Origin of the sequence: Spirosoma endbachense (genome assembly GCF_010233585.1) — a bacterium.
GTDB classification, from domain to species: domain Bacteria; phylum Bacteroidota; class Bacteroidia; order Cytophagales; family Spirosomataceae; genus Spirosoma; species Spirosoma endbachense.
The window spans coordinates 477,784-492,643 of record NZ_CP045997.1 but is presented as its reverse complement, the minus strand read 5'-3'; the positions used below and the strand labels follow the sequence as shown (position 1 = coordinate 492,643).

General features: G+C 47.3%; 13 protein-coding genes. 5 read left to right on the top strand and 8 right to left on the bottom strand.

All coding sequences use genetic code 11. From position 1 onward, the window contains the following. Window positions 1-2: 2 nt before the first annotated feature. Window positions 3-938, bottom strand: a complete 936-nt coding sequence (locus GJR95_RS01885; protein WP_162384268.1) for a YybH family protein — start codon at window positions 936-938, stop codon at window positions 3-5. Between the two features lie 38 nt (window positions 939-976). Beyond that, window positions 977-2,098, bottom strand: coding sequence for an alpha/beta hydrolase-fold protein (locus GJR95_RS01880; RefSeq protein ID WP_162384267.1), 1,122 nt, complete (start codon window positions 2,096-2,098; stop codon window positions 977-979). Between the two features lie 371 nt (window positions 2,099-2,469). On the opposite strand from GJR95_RS01880, the gene GJR95_RS01875 reads away from it, so the two are divergent. From GJR95_RS01875 to GJR95_RS01865, 3 genes are all read left to right on the top strand, one after another. Continuing rightward, window positions 2,470-3,603, top strand: a complete 1,134-nt coding sequence (locus GJR95_RS01875) for a sensor histidine kinase (RefSeq protein WP_162384266.1) — start codon at window positions 2,470-2,472, stop codon at window positions 3,601-3,603. Then, on the top strand, window positions 3,600-4,331 hold the full coding sequence (locus GJR95_RS01870; RefSeq protein WP_162384265.1) for a LytR/AlgR family response regulator transcription factor: 732 nt from the start codon (window positions 3,600-3,602) through the stop codon (window positions 4,329-4,331). Before GJR95_RS01875 ends, GJR95_RS01870 begins: the two co-directional genes overlap by 4 nt. A gap of 102 nt (window positions 4,332-4,433) precedes the next feature. After that, entirely contained in the window at window positions 4,434-6,203 is a 1,770-nt protein-coding gene (locus tag GJR95_RS01865) for an alpha-L-fucosidase (RefSeq protein ID WP_232541051.1), read from the top strand. A 44-nt stretch (window positions 6,204-6,247) separates the two neighbouring features. Here GJR95_RS01865 and GJR95_RS01860 read toward each other — a convergent pair whose 3' ends face one another. Both GJR95_RS01860 and GJR95_RS01855 read right to left on the bottom strand, forming a co-directional pair. Then, window positions 6,248-6,853, bottom strand: a complete 606-nt coding sequence (locus GJR95_RS01860; RefSeq protein ID WP_162384264.1) for an acyl carrier protein phosphodiesterase — start codon at window positions 6,851-6,853, stop codon at window positions 6,248-6,250. Continuing rightward, entirely contained in the window at window positions 6,850-7,431 is a 582-nt protein-coding gene (locus tag GJR95_RS01855; RefSeq protein WP_162384263.1) for a deoxycytidylate deaminase, read from the bottom strand. Before GJR95_RS01855 ends, GJR95_RS01860 begins: the two co-directional genes overlap by 4 nt. A 222-nt stretch (window positions 7,432-7,653) precedes the next feature. Between GJR95_RS01855 and GJR95_RS01850 the strand changes: the two genes are divergently transcribed. Further along, the gene (locus GJR95_RS01850; RefSeq protein WP_162384262.1) at window positions 7,654-9,207 is read left to right on the top strand and encodes a right-handed parallel beta-helix repeat-containing protein; all 1,554 of its coding nucleotides are present in this window, start codon (window positions 7,654-7,656) and stop codon (window positions 9,205-9,207) included. A 75-nt stretch (window positions 9,208-9,282) separates the two neighbouring features. Here GJR95_RS01850 and GJR95_RS01845 read toward each other — a convergent pair whose 3' ends face one another. Next, window positions 9,283-10,608 (bottom strand): ABC1 kinase family protein, encoded by a 1,326-nt coding sequence (locus tag GJR95_RS01845; protein ID WP_162384261.1) that lies wholly within the window; start codon window positions 10,606-10,608, stop codon window positions 9,283-9,285. A 93-nt stretch (window positions 10,609-10,701) separates the two neighbouring features. Then, window positions 10,702-11,373: a TetR/AcrR family transcriptional regulator gene (locus tag GJR95_RS01840; RefSeq protein ID WP_162384260.1), complete on the bottom strand. Its 672-nt coding sequence runs from the start codon at window positions 11,371-11,373 to the stop codon at window positions 10,702-10,704. 297 nt (window positions 11,374-11,670) lie between these two features. On the opposite strand from GJR95_RS01840, the gene GJR95_RS01835 reads away from it, so the two are divergent. Continuing rightward, entirely contained in the window at window positions 11,671-12,216 is a 546-nt protein-coding gene (locus GJR95_RS01835; protein ID WP_162384259.1) for a hypothetical protein, read from the top strand. A 32-nt stretch (window positions 12,217-12,248) separates the two neighbouring features. Here the strand turns inward: GJR95_RS01835 and GJR95_RS01830 are convergent, their stop codons facing one another. Then, the gene (locus tag GJR95_RS01830) at window positions 12,249-14,396 is read right to left on the bottom strand and encodes a ComEC/Rec2 family competence protein (protein ID WP_162384258.1); all 2,148 of its coding nucleotides are present in this window, start codon (window positions 14,394-14,396) and stop codon (window positions 12,249-12,251) included. Next, window positions 14,393-14,845, bottom strand: a complete 453-nt coding sequence (locus tag GJR95_RS01825; RefSeq protein WP_162384257.1) for a GNAT family N-acetyltransferase — start codon at window positions 14,843-14,845, stop codon at window positions 14,393-14,395. Before GJR95_RS01825 ends, GJR95_RS01830 begins: the two co-directional genes overlap by 4 nt. Window positions 14,846-14,860 lie beyond the last annotated feature (15 nt).

The following is a 14,860-nucleotide window of genomic DNA, read 5'->3' as shown; positions in this document are numbered from 1 at the left end:
AATTAGTCATACATTCCGATGTGTCTGAATAGTTTAAGTGAGCCATCTTTTTCCCTACGCCAGATCCGTAAATCTTTCCCAACCCCAACGCCCGACCAGTCACCATTTCTCACCGTAGCAATGTGGCTGGCGTATTCAATTACATACGTTCCCAGATGATCGATGCGGTCATTACGGATGTCCAGTTTTTCAAAAATTGGTAGGCCTTTGCAGTGTTCAACCAGAAAAGCATCCAGCTCTTTTTTACCCTTGTATATAGGATGTCCTGTGTAGCAAAACATGCCATCATCGGCATAAAACTGAGCCCATATCCGGTAATCATGCTGACTAACGGTAGCTTCCATCAGGCGATTCAGGGCAGCAAGTTCAAAACTTATGTTGTTTGTGATTGGCATGTGCGCCTGTACCGCAACGTCAACTACGGGTATCTCCTTAAATGTCAATAGATCGCCAATTTCAAGCGGGTGGTTGTAATTCCAGGCCTCCGTCATCAACAATAACGCACCATTCGCTGCCTTTTCCCAGATATTGACATACTTGCCCATTAGTTCATAGGCTTTACCAGTACGTTTTTCGTTCATTTTCAGAATAAATTGGCCAATCTCCGCTACCATCGACCCAAGGTCATTGACTTCCAGCTCGTTCCGGCTAAATTCCTGAACCACAAATCGTGTCCTAAAAGCGTTGTGGTATAACAGGGCATTACCTTTACCCATAATCGTTTTTTGATACTCGGGCATCAGTCGTATCGTTTCGGCACAATAGGCCTGAATCAGCGCTGGATTCTTTTCAAGCATACTCCTCGAATAATCAGACCTGAATTGCTTCAAATAAGCGATCGTTTTTTCATCCGCCTTTAAATCCGATTGGGCAAATAAACCAGCACTATTCACGATGGTTAGTAAAACGAGCAGAATGATCCATCTGTACTGTATCATGTCGATTAGCTCCTTGAGAATTTAGAGTGAGTAAGCCTTTATTGGTTGACATCAAACACGAGATACCGGGCCAGAAACGGGAGCACTCGTGCGTAGAAACGGCCATTTTCGGTCCAGTTTCTGTTCCAGGGATTACCCCGATACTCCTCGGCCTCGTGCTCGATACCCAAATCCTCAAGCTTCCGGCTGAACGCTCGATTGGACTGCACATGGTCCTGATTCGGATCGAAGCGCCCCCAGTCGAAGGCGATGCCGCGCATGGTTTGAAGATTCTCAACCGACTCGTCGAGTGTTTCTTCGAGGTGAAAGCCTCGTTTTGACTTTCTGGTATTTTCGACGTTGAGTTTCGGTTCACCGTTTTCGAGTTCCGTAAAGAAATCACAATAGAACGGAGGTCGATTCAGATTGGGCAGGTAAGCCTGGCTGACGGTTACGAAGATTTGCGCCCGTCCATCGCCTTTCAGATCGGCAAACGATTTTGCCCGATGAATTTTCTTCCAGTCGATGTCAACCGAGGTCCAGGGCAAAAAGCCAATCCCGGTAGCAACCGGGTGCAATGCGTAAACCAAGCTGAAAAGCTCAGGGTGCACCATCGCCAGCTTCAACGCGCCCCGTCCACCGATAAAGTCGCCAGCAAGCGCACGGCTATCGCGGTGACGAAGGGTACGAAATCGGCCATCTATAAATGGGACCAATTCGTCGGTCGTAAAATCGAGCCAACGCCCACTGACCGGTGAATTTTCATAAATACTGCCGGTTGTGGGCGAGCTGTAGTCAGCAGCGACAAAAATGAACTCGTTTACAATACCGTTCGCAAAGCCACGCTCCAACAGATTAATTATCGAACCATCTCCAACCAGTTTTTCCGCGTTCGAGAAAATACTATGGAAGTAATAGACGACTGGATAAGACTTGCTGGAATTCGCATAACCTGGTGGCAGATAGACCTTGATGTCACGGTTCGTATCAAGGCCAATTCGGTTATCACGGAGGATGGTCGATGCAAGGTTTTCAGTGACCAGAGTGCCATGTTTTATGTCCTGATCTGTAGCACTCTTCCCCTTAACCAGGCTCTTTGCTAATTTGGGTTGTGCAACTACATCGATGGCTATTATACGTAGAAGGGCCACTAGGGCAAATATGAATTTTGTTCTTTTCATACAGGCATTCAGGATTATGAGAAGTTAGAACTGTCCAGATTTACCGCTTCTGATCCTGAAGGAAAAGGCACTCAGCAACGGTTGGCAACAGACTTGGTGCCGTAAAAGAAGGTGTGATGAATCCCAAAAAAAAGAATGAATGACGATCGTCGCCCAATAATTGACCAACTGCCTGAAATCCAGATAAACAGGTAGAGAATCAGCAAATGCCCCCAATTTTACTGGTCATTTAGCCGGGAACGCGTTTCGTCAATTGGTATCGTCCGTTTATCGATCGAAAGCGCGAACTCTGCTGGATTTTTGTACTTTCGAAACAGCAACCCCCTTTTAGTCAGTACAGTTAGGGACAGGTCTCCCGAAAGCCTTACAAAATGAACGTGCTATCAATTTACCAGCCAGAAAAAAACTGGTTTTTTAGATACAAATTATATCACCTGCCGTTCTGGTTTCTGTACCATTATTTATGGTGGGTGGTTACGCTGGGCAATCCGGTAAAAGTCTTCCAGACGATAGTTATCTTACCCTATGCGCTTAAATACAGCTTCTACGTCATTTTTCAGGCATTAGCGGTCTATTTCAACTTATATTATCTACTTCCCAGGTATCTCGAAAAAAACAGAGTAACCAGCTACATCATCTATTTAACCCTGACGGTTTTGTGCGCTACCCTATGCATTGTCGGGGGATATTATTTCAGCGCCTACATCGGCGGTAAAACCATTGCAGAACTGTTTGGAAAATCGGCCTGCTTCAATACCTTTCTGGGAAATGCCTTGCCCTCAACTGTTGCCAGTGTAACGCTGGGTATGAGTATTAAACTGACCAAAAACTGGATTCAGACCAGACAGCGGCAACAATTGCTTGAAAAAGAGAAACTGGAAACCGAACTGAAATTCCTTAAAAACCAGTTCAACCCGCATTTCCTGTTCAATACCATCAATTCCATCTTCTTTCTGATTCATAAAAACCCTAACATGGCCTCCGACTCATTGGCCAAATTTTCCGAATTACTACGGTATCAATTGTACGAATGCAATGATCAATTGATTTCTCTGGACAAGGAAATCAGCTATCTGGAAAATTTTATTGAGCTGGAAAAACTACGGCAGAATACGAACATGCAATTGACGTTCGACATCGAACCAGGCTATATGGCTCACTTAAAAATCGCTCCATTTATCCTGATGACCTTTGTCGAAAATGCGTTTAAGCATGTTTCCCGGCACAATGACCGACCGAACTGGATTGCCATTAAATTAGAACTGGATGGTCAGCAACTCGACTTTTTTGTGGCCAATAGTACCTCTACTGAGATAGCCAATGACGTTGTCAGGTACGGGGGTATTGGCCTGCAAAACGTGCAACGACGTTTGGATCTCCTGTACCCAGGCCAATACGAGCTGACTATTCAACATGACCTGAACCAATTCGAGGTGAAGCTGCGGCTGACCCTGACGGAGTCCGTGCATGCATCACCTTTACCCATTTCCGGCATACCCGTATGAAACTCAATTGTGTCATTATCGATGATGAACCATTAGCCAGGGAGGGCCTGGCCAGTTACGTACGGGAAGTGGATTTTTTGCACCTGACCGATACCTGTGAAAATCCGCTTGAGCTCATCACGTTATTGGATCGGCAACCCACGGATTTGATTTTCCTGGATATTCAGATGCCTAAAATGAATGGCATCGATTTTTTAAAAATCGTAGAAAATCCACCAATGGTCATTATTACAACGGCCTACCCCAGCTTTGCGCTGGAAGGTTTTCAGTTAAATGTGCTGGATTATCTGCTAAAACCGATTACGTTCGATCGTTTTTTCAAGTCGGCCAATAAAGCGAAAGAATACCACCGGCTCCTCACCAGATCGGCATCGGCAAATCCACAAAAAGTCGAAGCGAACGATGATTATTTCTTTATCAAATGCGGAAATAAATACGAAAAAATAGTCTTCGACGATATTCTGTTTGCGGAAGGATTGCAAAACTATGTGACCATTTATACCACTAAAAGTAAATACGTAACCCTCTTGAATTTGAAAAACCTGGAGGAGAATTTACCGAGTCAGTCATTTATCCGGGTGCATAAATCTTTCATGGTTTCTACGAATAAAATTGAGTCGATCGAGGGAAATGAAATCTTTATTCAAACGCATCGTATTCCAATCAGCCGGAATTATCGCGATCAGGTCATGGCTAAAGTGCTGACGGATAAATTGTGGAAGAAATAGGTAAGACCCGGTTTGTCTATTGGTAAAAAAAGCTTGGGTATTGCTTCTAAGCATTAAGCGCCTTAATGGCTCCTTTCATTAAGCGACGCCTGCCAATTGCTTATGCCAATCCGCTCCATTCGTTCGCTTAGCCTTTCGGCAACATTAATCATGCTGACGATCAGCCTGATGGCTCAAACAGCCTTGACACAGGACCAACGACTAGGGTGGTGGCGTGATGCTCGTTTTGGCCTGTTCATTCACTGGGGGCCGGTCTCGCTTATCGGCAAAGAAATCAGTTGGTCTCGAGCTGATTACGGTAAAAGCCGGTATGACTCGCTTTACCGGCGATTCAACCCTACCCGTTTCAATGCCAGAGAGTGGGTAGCCCAGGCAAAGGCCGGAGGTATGAAGTACGTCGTGCTCACCGCCAAACACCACGATGGTTTCTGCCTGTGGAACACGAAATCCACAACGTACAACATCATGTCGACCCCGTTCGGGCGGGATGTCTGCAAAGAGCTGGCCGATGCTGCGCGAGAAGCAGGGCTTAAGATCGGCTGGTATTTTTCACTGGCCGACTGGAAAGACTCCGACTGCCGCAATCCGGCCAGTAACAACGAGTTTGTTGGCCGGATGATGACCCAGCTTACCGAACTACTGACTAATTATGGTCCAATTGATCTGTTGTGGTTCGACTATGAAGGCTCACCCTCTCCTGCCAAACCGAAACAGGTTTATGAGCTGGTTCATCGGCTACAACCGGATATTATTCTGAACAACCGACTGGAAGTCTTTAGTCCCGATGAATCACACAGTCAACCCGGCACCTATGGCGATTATGCAACACCAGAAGGGTTTGTAGCGGGGTTTGGGCAAACTCCCTGGGAAACCTGTACGAATATGGGGCACCAATGGGCCTGGAAATTTGGCGATACGCCCCGGAGCCTGAGCGAGTCGGTACACACCCTGTTGCGTTGTGTAGGCAGCAATGGCAATTTACTGCTTAACGTTGGCCCCGACAGTCTGGGCCAGTTCCCTGCCCTTTTCACAAACCGTCTTTATGATCTTGGTTCCTGGATTAAACCCCGTTCAGAAGCCATTTATGGCACAAAAGGTGGTCCTTACACCCCGACCGATTCGTATGTCTGTACGCAAAAGGACAATAAAATTTTTCTGCATATTCTGACGGGAACTGACGGCACCATCGTGCTCCCGCCCCTACCTGTACCTATCAAACAAGCAACCCTATTGACTGGCGGTCCGGTGACGTTCCGCCAACGGAAGGAAAATCTGGAACTGGTGATTCCAACGGCAATGCGCGACTCAATCGCCACAATTATTACGCTCACCATCGATCAACCGGCGGCTACACTATCCCTCATCCGGCCGTTCTCAAAAACGGGTTCGCTGGCCTATACTAAATCAGCCAGGGCATCCAGTGAGCTTAGTTCGTTCTTACATAATGCCGATGCCACTGTCGACGATGACCCGAAAACTTACTGGAAATTAGGCCGTCGACGTGATGGTCAATTCGACGCCTACTATGGCACGGATCTTTCGTTTCAATCGGCAAAACTTCAGGCACTATTTAACTCAACTGGCTGGCTCGAAATTGATCTTGGCAAACCTCAGCGCGTTGGCCAGGTGATGGTCAATGCATTTATCCCCGCTAAAACATCAGCTGTAACCCCACAGATCGGACGATTTGCCATTCAATATGAAAAAGATCAGCAATGGATTACGCTAATGAGTGGTCAGCAACCTGGTAGCGAGTGGCGAAAGACCATAACTCCTGTCACGGCAAAACGATTCAGACTGATTATTCAGGAGTCTGTAGGGAGTATTGGCATCCGAGAATTTCAACTGTTTCCACCAAAATCAACTAACTGACAATCAGACCATAGTCGATACTTTACCTGCTTTGCCGATTCAGCTTATTCTGCTTTTGATAGCTGTATTCGTATTTGCTCAACATGGTCAACCAATTCCGGCCAGAAATGCATAAAGTGTTCACCAATCTGGTCATAATACAGGACCAGATCGATTATTGCCGTATCCAGACCCGACGGAAAAGCAGTCCGACGCGAAATGCCTTTCAGCGATTGGTCAATACCTTCGGTAGTCTGGTAGCCCATAACCCAATCATAGCGAACCAGTGCATGGAGCATGCGCGCTGCCGGTGTCGGAAAACGGGGTGAAAGTCGCTGTAGGGCACTATAAAAATACCGGGTAAAATCAGGTAAGGACTCGCCAGTCAACTGATCGAAATTACGGGCCAAAAAATGATCAAAAAACACATCGACAGCCACTCCTGCGTACTTATGGCAGCGCGGATGCAATAGCTCACGGACAGCCGCAACATCGGGATGGGCATCCGTAAATGTGTCGATTTCGCGGTGTAAGCGAACGCCTGCCACTTCGTGGAGTGTAAGCTTATGCCGCGGATGGGCAGGATTTCCCTTGATGAAATCGCCGATAAAATTTCCGATCAATAAGCCGTCTTTTCTAGCTGACAGATAACCATGCGCCAGAATATTCATCGTAAAGACGAATCGCGTTCCGGCGTTCCGGCGGTTTTCTGAGCATTAGCCGGACCTGACAGGGGCGGTTCAGCCAGTAGCGTTACGCCTTCGCCGGGTTCATACTGTTCAACCGTAACCCCAAACCGGCGCAGGAAATCAACACCTTCATCCGATGGGATTCCCTTGTATTCAGCGTATGAATGGAGGTAGATGACCCTGGCGATTTTCATGCTGTAGATGATTCTGGCGCAGGCAATACAGGGCGACAGCGTCACATAAATTGTTGCCCCTTCTATCTCAGAGCCATTTTTGGCGGCATAAAGGATCGCGTTTTCTTCGGCATGTAAGGCCAGCGAACAGGAGCCTTTGGAATCGCGGGGGCAACCAGCGCCCTGAAATTCTTCATCACAGTTGTGCGTACCAGCTGGTGGGCCATTGTAGCCGATGGAAATGATCCGGGTATCGCGGGCCAGTACCGCTCCAACCTGCGCTTTGATACAATGCGACCGTCGGGCGAGGTTAACGGCCAACTCCATGAAGATATCGTCGAAACGGGGCTTGGCATGGGGTTCGGGCGTATGGGTAGTCAGCAACATTATCGTTAACCGCTTCGGCGGATCAGTGTAGTCTTAATGAGTACGTAAATTTCACTGATTTTATTTTCATAATCGTAATCCTGTTACCCAATCAACTAATTCAAGTCTACAATGTAGCCCATCCACTTACTGGAGTTTCCACCAAATACGGTACTGAATTCGAATTAAATAGGTTATTTTTATTTAAGTTTGTTCGCATAAGCATACTTTATTTCAACTTTTATGGAAAAGCTTTCCTTTCTTATTTTCTATATATTATTATCACTGTCTACATTCGCTCAACCAATCATCTACGTAACTCCATCCGGGGCTGGTACTGGCTCTGGTAATTCCTGGGCCAATTCACTCTCTGGAACACAATTAGTTAATCGTGTAGCCATCGCAACGGCCGGAACACAGTTCTGGGTAGCGGCCGGAACGTATAAACCAACCACCACAACCAATCGGGCAGCCTCGTTCAGTATTGCAACGGGGGTATCCGTTTATGGCGGATTTACGGGAACGGAATCTAGTTTGGGGCAACGGAATTATACGGCCAATAAAACCATTTTGTCGGGCGATATCGGCTTACCCCACGATACAACGGATCATTCGGCGCTACCGGTCACCCAGGCGGATAACTCATACCATGTTGTTTACTTTCAGGATGTTGATGCCACTACCCAACTGAACGGCTTGACAGTCCGTGAAGGAGTGGCAAATCTGGCAAACGGCCCGACCTCCTATCTGCTTGGCCAGGAGGTTCAGGCAAATGATATTGGTAAAGCTGGCGGTGGCATTCATAATATCAGCCTTACGAAATGCAGCACGCCATCCATCCTAAATTGTACAATCGAGCAAAACAGGGGAAGTTTTGGAAGCGGCCTGTATAGTAGCGGGGGAACATGCGGACAAGGATCTACTTTTCTGATCAGCAATTGCTTATTTAAAGCCAATGAATCCATTGGCCTGGGAAGTGGCGGGGCTATTTATCTTCATAACTTTACCAACACGTCGATCAAGGGATGTTTGTTCCTTGATAACCGCTCGTTTTGGGGTGGTGGCGTATTTGTGATTAACTGTAATCCACAAATCACCAATTGTACATTCAGCAGGAATCATGCCGGTTTTAATATTGGCGGTAGTGGTGGTGGTCTTTTTGTCGATGCCTACAATCAGGACTGTAGCCCGGTCCTGTATAACTGCCTGTTTACCGATAATCAGGCAACAGGTGGTGGAGCTGTATTTACGGGGTCTTTTTTCAATGGAACCAGTACTCCTCAGTTTATTAACTGTAGTTTCACCCAAAACACGTCGTCATCGAATTCGGGGGGCGCTTTTTCCATTCAGGACAGTGCCTATGGCGACGGCTACAATAAACTGAACGACAATAATCTTCCCCATCCCGTTATTAAAAACTGCATCATCTGGGATAACATTTCGTACAAATACGAATCCATATCGTTTGATTACCAAGCCTTTCCAACGGTTGGAAACTCTATTGTCGGGGGTAACTTTCTCACGCATGATTTTGTCAATGCCCCTCCTGGGTATAATGCAGGCAATAACCTCAATACGGACCCGATTTTTGTCAATCCCGGCACCGGCAATTTCAGGCTGGGTTTAAACAGCCCCGCCATCAACGCCGGCAATCCTGATACAGCAGGTTTACCGGCTACCGATCTTGTTGGGCAATCCCGCGTTCAGGATGGCCGGGTGGATATGGGTGCCTACGAGTCTGCTGCTTGCCGACCTTCTATTTGTGTACCCTTCATCGTTCAGCGCCGTCGATTATAATCACCAAAAAGCCCGATGGCAATCGCCATCGGGCTTCCTTGTTGTCGAAACTAAACACAAGTAGCTACCGCTGGATCAGACTGCTATCTTTTTCGACTTCAGCCATTCAGGTTTCGTTGTTACCACATTGGCTTTCAATTCATTAAGCATGGCGTATAGGCCATAGTACGTTCGGTTTACGTATAGGCCATCCTGCGAGCCCCGTGCGACCTTCGACTTTTTCAACTCCTCTACTTTCGACAAATCTTCGGCAAAGGCATATACTTTATTGAAGTAGGTATCATCGCCAAAATCAAACTCGTCGACGGCGAATGGTTCACCCAGCATACGGATCATCTGCTTAAACAAATCCGAGAAAAACGCCCGATCTTTGGGAGAATCCTGCGGGGTCAGAAATTCCAGATTTTCAAAAATCGTTTCTGTTAGCGAATTATTCTCGATGGTGTCAGGATTGACCAGCCGAAAATAATTGTCGTAGTAAAATTCGGGAATGACCTTCACGCAGCCAAAATCGATGACGCCCATTGTTCCATCAGGCCGCATCAGAAAGTTACCCGGATGTGGATCAGCGTGAACCTGCCGTAAGGTATGAATCTGAAAATCGTAAAAATCCCACAGTGCCTGCCCAATCTCGTTCCGAATCGCCTGCGACGGTTTCGTTTTCAGGAAATCTTTCAGATGAAGTCCGTCCACCCAGTCCATCGTCAGGATTCGTCTGGATGAGAATTCAGGATAGTATTTGGGGAATACCAGACCCGGTATATGGGCACAGGCTTCCGAAATTTCAATGGAGCGACGGAGTTCAAGTTCATAATCGGTTTCTTCGAGGAGTTTCGACTCTACTTCCCCCATATACCGGTCGATGTCACGCTCATTCAGATTCAGTAACCGAACGGCCAGCGGTTTGGCAATTTTCAGGTCAGAACTCACGGCATCGGCTACGCCGGGATATTGTACCTTTACGGCCAGCTTCTTCCCGTCTTTCCAGGCCAGATGAACCTGACCAATACTGGCTGCATTGACAGCATCGATGTTAAATTTATCGAACAACTGGGTCGGGGTTTTCCCAAAATAGGTCTTGAACGTTTTGACAACCAGTGGCCCCGACAACGGTGGCGCTGAATATTGCGCCATAGTAAACTTGTCTGAATAAGCCACCGGCAGTAAGCCCCGGTCCATACTCAGCATCTGGGCCATTTTCAGAGCAGAGCCCTTCAGTTCGCTTAATGCTTCATATATGTCAGCCGCATTGTCCTTGTGCAATTCATCTTTCGATAAATCGGGATCAATCAGCTTTTTACTATAATGTTTTATATAATTTCCGCCGACCTTCACCCCGGCTTTCACAAACTGGCTGGCACGGGCAACTTTGGTCGTCGGAACGGAGTTTTGGGTTTTCATTTGTTAATGAGTGATTGTGCGACAGGGTGAACGAGTGATCGCATGGAACTGGCTTAGCCGATTCATCACGCGATCGTTCGTACCTCCATTCGCTTATTTATTCTGATAGATAAATTTGGCGAAGTCGAACAGGGTATCGAGCGGAGAACGGCCGATTAGATCGAAGGCGGTGTTAACGGCTTTTTCGATAGCGGTATCGGTTTTCTCGAAGTTTTTACTGACATCACGTACCCAGAAATCGAGTAAATAAAGCGTTTGCGCCCATAATGCATTCGGATAGCGATCAGTAATGAACGGGCGCGGTTCTACCTCTTTACTTTCCCGACCTTCGGCCAGCAGATCGCGGGCATAGTCGAAAAAAGCTTCCTTAAATGGATTTAGAACCTGTGATTTAGCCGAAACGCTGCCTGAAAGCCTGCCCCGAGCACCCTGTGTGCTGCTTTCTGCACGCAATCGCCCAAAACTATAGACAACAAAACTGCGCTGTGCTTTGAGTAACTCGATCCAGGTATAATAAAAGGCCAGCAACTTTTCCCTGACCGAATAACCCTGGTAGGTATCGTCGGCCTCAACGGTTGCTTTTGCCTGGTTAAAGAACGTTAACCAGATATCGGCTTCTATAGCATCAAACGATGCGTAGTCGTTATAAAAGTCAGCCTCGGCCAGCTTTAGTTTCCTGGCAAACTGAAAGACGGAAGTGGGTTGTTTTCCGTTTTCCAGTACGTACTCGGTGTACGCCTTCCGGATTTTTTCGAGCGTTTCCATATATATGGCTAACGGACTGTTTGCGAGAAAAGTTTTGGCTGATTTCCTTTAAACTAAAGGCTTTTCCGGTTTATTACCGGACGAACAGGCAGTCGAAGCTTAACGCATTCGGTTGATTTTTTTTATCTGCTTGGTTCGCTTTCTGAGCCCTATTTGACCATCAACCAGCAACCTTACTGGCTTTTATTGCCCTATTTCCAGAGTTGGCCGGAAGCATTCGTTCACTTGATGCACAATTCTTTTATTTTTTACCGAACTTCGTATTTCAAAACTGTACTTGTTTAGCAAACAATCATCATGAAATTCCGAATTCGTTTAACCACATTGATTTCTAGTATATGCCTGAGTGCTGGCCTGCTCTTTGGCCACCTGAGCTTTGGTCAGTATGGGGGCTATGGTGGTGGATACGGCGGTGGGTATGGCGGCCGGATGGGTGGCGGTATGGGTCAAAATATTCCCAGTTCTCCTCCAAGGGCTTCAATCCCCAACATAGCCGGGGACATGGCCAATAAAGAAACGAAGTGGTTGAAAGAAAACCTGTCTTTATCCAAAGACCAGCTAAAAGCAGTTAAATCCCTGAATAACGAATACGCCAACCAACAGCAGGATGCCATCAAAGATATCGTTGGTACGGGTGGAGGACGCCCGTCTCCCGAAACGATCAAGCAGATTCAGGATATGATGCTAATGATGAACGAAGAAAAAGAGGATAAACTTCATCCAATCCTAACCAGCGACCAATGGGCTCTCTATCAGTCTAAAAAAGAAGACATGAAGAAGGAAATTGGTGGGTTCCGTCCACCAGCGCCAAAGAAAGATTCGCTAACCAAGGCGGTCAATTAGCGATCAATGGAGTGATCGAATATCACTCCACTTCACTCTAATTCCGTAACATACGCTCCCATCTGGCGTACGGAGTAACAGATAATTCCGCGCGTCCTGGCTTCAGTCAATAGTCTGTCTGTCAGTGGTGTTTTATTCGAATCATCGAAAATTATGTGCCGGGCCACTACCCGACCATTGAGTTGATCCCAATCGTGCAGAGCATTCCGCCGAATAATCAGGTAATCGATAACCGCTGGCAGTCGCCATCGGTTTCGTTCGGTCAGTTTGTTGACCAGTAACAGCGTTTTTCCTTGCCAGACCCATAAAGCGTACTCGCTTGACTGGAAATACGTGGAAATTCGTTTTGATTCTGACGAGCTATTACTACTAGCGTGTGTACTAGCCCGCTTAAGTCGCGAAACACCCCATTGACCGAATGTATTCCTGAGGTAGAAGTCAAACGAGCGGGTATCAGCAGAATCGAGGTCGGTCAGCAGGATACTTTCGTGGCCAGTGGTCAGGCTAACCGCCGTTCGGTGTGGCACAAAATGAACGGCCAGTCGTTGCTGGTGAGCCTGTTCATAATCGCTCCAGAGCAATGCACCGGAAAGTAGTAAGGTACTCACACATGTGGCCCATAAAAAGGCTCGTTGACGAGTCATGACCAGCGCTACGCCAGACAATAGTACGGCATAGGTTAGCAGCATTGCCACTGGCGACAACCATAGACCATCCCAGGCGGCTCCTGGCAACTGACCGGTTTGTGTTACGGCAGAATTTAACAGCCAGGCTGTTTTCTGCAGAAGCCAGCCCAGCCAATCAGCCAGATAAGGCACCCAGCTAAACGCCAGTGTGGCCATAGCCAGTGGCAATAAAATCTCCGACATGACAATTACGACCGGATTTGCCACCAGAAAATAAGTCGGAAACTGGTGAAAATAGAATATGCCGAGCGGAAAGGTAATAAGTTGCGCCACGATAGCCACTGCTGTTAGCTCCCAAAGTCGATTCAACCATTTATTACGAAAAGTAAACACCTGGTTTAGCGATGATTGCCAGGCACCAATGCCTGCCACAGCCAGGTATGACAGTTGAAAACCGGCAGAAAATAACGCATATGGATCGAAACACAGGATAAAAAAAGCCGATGCACCGAGCGTATTCATTAGTTGCTGTTGCCGGCCGAGTGCATTTGCTAATATGAGCAGTGTAAACATACCCGCCGACCGAAGTACGGGTGGCGAAAATCCTGTAACGAGAGCGTAAAACCACAAAATCACCAATTGCAGTACCGCCATTATGATTTTCCCCTTAGGTCGTTTAATCAAAAAGCTCAGGAGGTAAGTCAGAACGGCAAAGAGAATTCCAACGTGCAATCCTGACACCGACAAAATATGGACCGCCCCTGCCGCTGAATAAGCCCGATACAAATCCGTGTCGAGATCGTCGCGAATGCCCAGAATCATGGCGTTAACAAGTCCATATTCAGCGCGGGAGCCCACTTGTTGCGTAAAAACGCTGTCGGCCCAACGATTAACAACTGTTGCCAGTTTTGTAACCGGATTGGGAGGATCATACCCCAGAACCGTTCGTTGATAAAGGCGCAGGTACTGTTGATGATAGATGTTCCGGTAGCTGAGGTAACGTTTATAATTAAACTCACCGGGGTTAAGTGGAGGATCGATTGGCCGGGGTGAACCCGAAACGAGCCATATGTCTCCATAACGGGGCATTCGCTGGCCAGCTTTATCGAGGTATACGATAACTCTGCCGCTGATCGATTGCCACTGGTCACGACCCGCCTTACCTGCCCATTCACCCTTAGTCATTTCCAGCTCAACGCGGTATGTTCTGGCTCGTTCTTCGGGCTGCGATGCGACCACGCCCACATAAGCGCGTAATGAATCGCTGAGATGAATACTATTATCGGGTCGATTGCTGTCCGTATGCTGGTATGCAATCGACCAACCCAATGCAAGGAGTATTAATAACCCACCTGCTCCCTGTTTGATCTGGATGGGCTTGAGGGTCTGCTTAGAATTCCGTTGAAATGCCCAGCCGAAAAGCCCCGTTCCCAATACAATGGCAAGCAACGGAATAAGGTAGAAATCCGGGTAGTTCACATACAGAACAATCCCTGCAATCAGCCCTGCCGCATACCGAACAAATGGTTGGCCTCGTGTGCCCAGACCGTTCATTCTTTCGTATAAGCTGAACCGGGTAATACCATTTTATAGTGCTGAATACCGGCCTCTTCGAACATCGGTCCAACGGGTACAAACCCAAAATCCGCGTAAAGTGGCATGGCCGTTAACTGAGCATGCAGGTAAATACGTTCGATCGGCTCGGGCTGTTGGCTAAATACATCATCAAGTACGGCCCGAACAAGCGCCTTTCCAACACCCTGCCCCCGAAACGCCTGAAGTACGGCGAAACGCTCTAACTTAACACCGTTAGATGTGCGTCTCCAGCGGGCTGTACCGCAGGGTTCACCATCGGCGCGAGCTAGAAAATGTGTACTGGTTGATTCAAATTCGTCATATTCCTCCTCAGATCGCACCTTTTGCTCCTCAACAAAAACGGTTCGCCGGATGGAAAAAGCAATTTCCAGATCCTTAGGATTCGATATCGCTAAAACTGCTATCATAACTTGCCAGTGTTG

Excerpts from the sequence above, each read along its gene's own strand:
- GJR95_RS01865 (WP_232541051.1), top strand. The coding sequence starts at position 4,434 with ATGCCAATCCGCTCCATTCGTTCGCTTAGCCTTTCGGCAACATTAATC.
- GJR95_RS01880 (WP_162384267.1), bottom strand. The coding sequence starts at position 2,098 with ATGAAAAGAACAAAATTCATATTTGCCCTAGTGGCCCTTCTACGTATA.
- GJR95_RS01850 (WP_162384262.1), top strand. The coding sequence starts at position 7,654 with ATGGAAAAGCTTTCCTTTCTTATTTTCTATATATTATTATCACTGTCT.
- GJR95_RS01830 (WP_162384258.1), bottom strand. The coding sequence starts at position 14,396 with ATGAACGGTCTGGGCACACGAGGCCAACCATTTGTTCGGTATGCGGCA.
- GJR95_RS01870 (WP_162384265.1), top strand. The coding sequence starts at position 3,600 with ATGAAACTCAATTGTGTCATTATCGATGATGAACCATTAGCCAGGGAG.
- GJR95_RS01835 (WP_162384259.1), top strand. The coding sequence starts at position 11,671 with ATGAAATTCCGAATTCGTTTAACCACATTGATTTCTAGTATATGCCTG.
- GJR95_RS01845 (WP_162384261.1), bottom strand. The coding sequence starts at position 10,608 with ATGAAAACCCAAAACTCCGTTCCGACGACCAAAGTTGCCCGTGCCAGC.
- GJR95_RS01875 (WP_162384266.1), top strand. The coding sequence starts at position 2,470 with ATGAACGTGCTATCAATTTACCAGCCAGAAAAAAACTGGTTTTTTAGA.
- GJR95_RS01825 (WP_162384257.1), bottom strand. The coding sequence starts at position 14,845 with ATGATAGCAGTTTTAGCGATATCGAATCCTAAGGATCTGGAAATTGCT.
- GJR95_RS01855 (WP_162384263.1), bottom strand. The coding sequence starts at position 7,431 with ATGTTGCTGACTACCCATACGCCCGAACCCCATGCCAAGCCCCGTTTC.
- GJR95_RS01840 (WP_162384260.1), bottom strand. The coding sequence starts at position 11,373 with ATGGAAACGCTCGAAAAAATCCGGAAGGCGTACACCGAGTACGTACTG.
- GJR95_RS01885 (WP_162384268.1), bottom strand. The coding sequence starts at position 938 with ATGATACAGTACAGATGGATCATTCTGCTCGTTTTACTAACCATCGTG.
- GJR95_RS01860 (WP_162384264.1), bottom strand. The coding sequence starts at position 6,853 with ATGAATATTCTGGCGCATGGTTATCTGTCAGCTAGAAAAGACGGCTTA.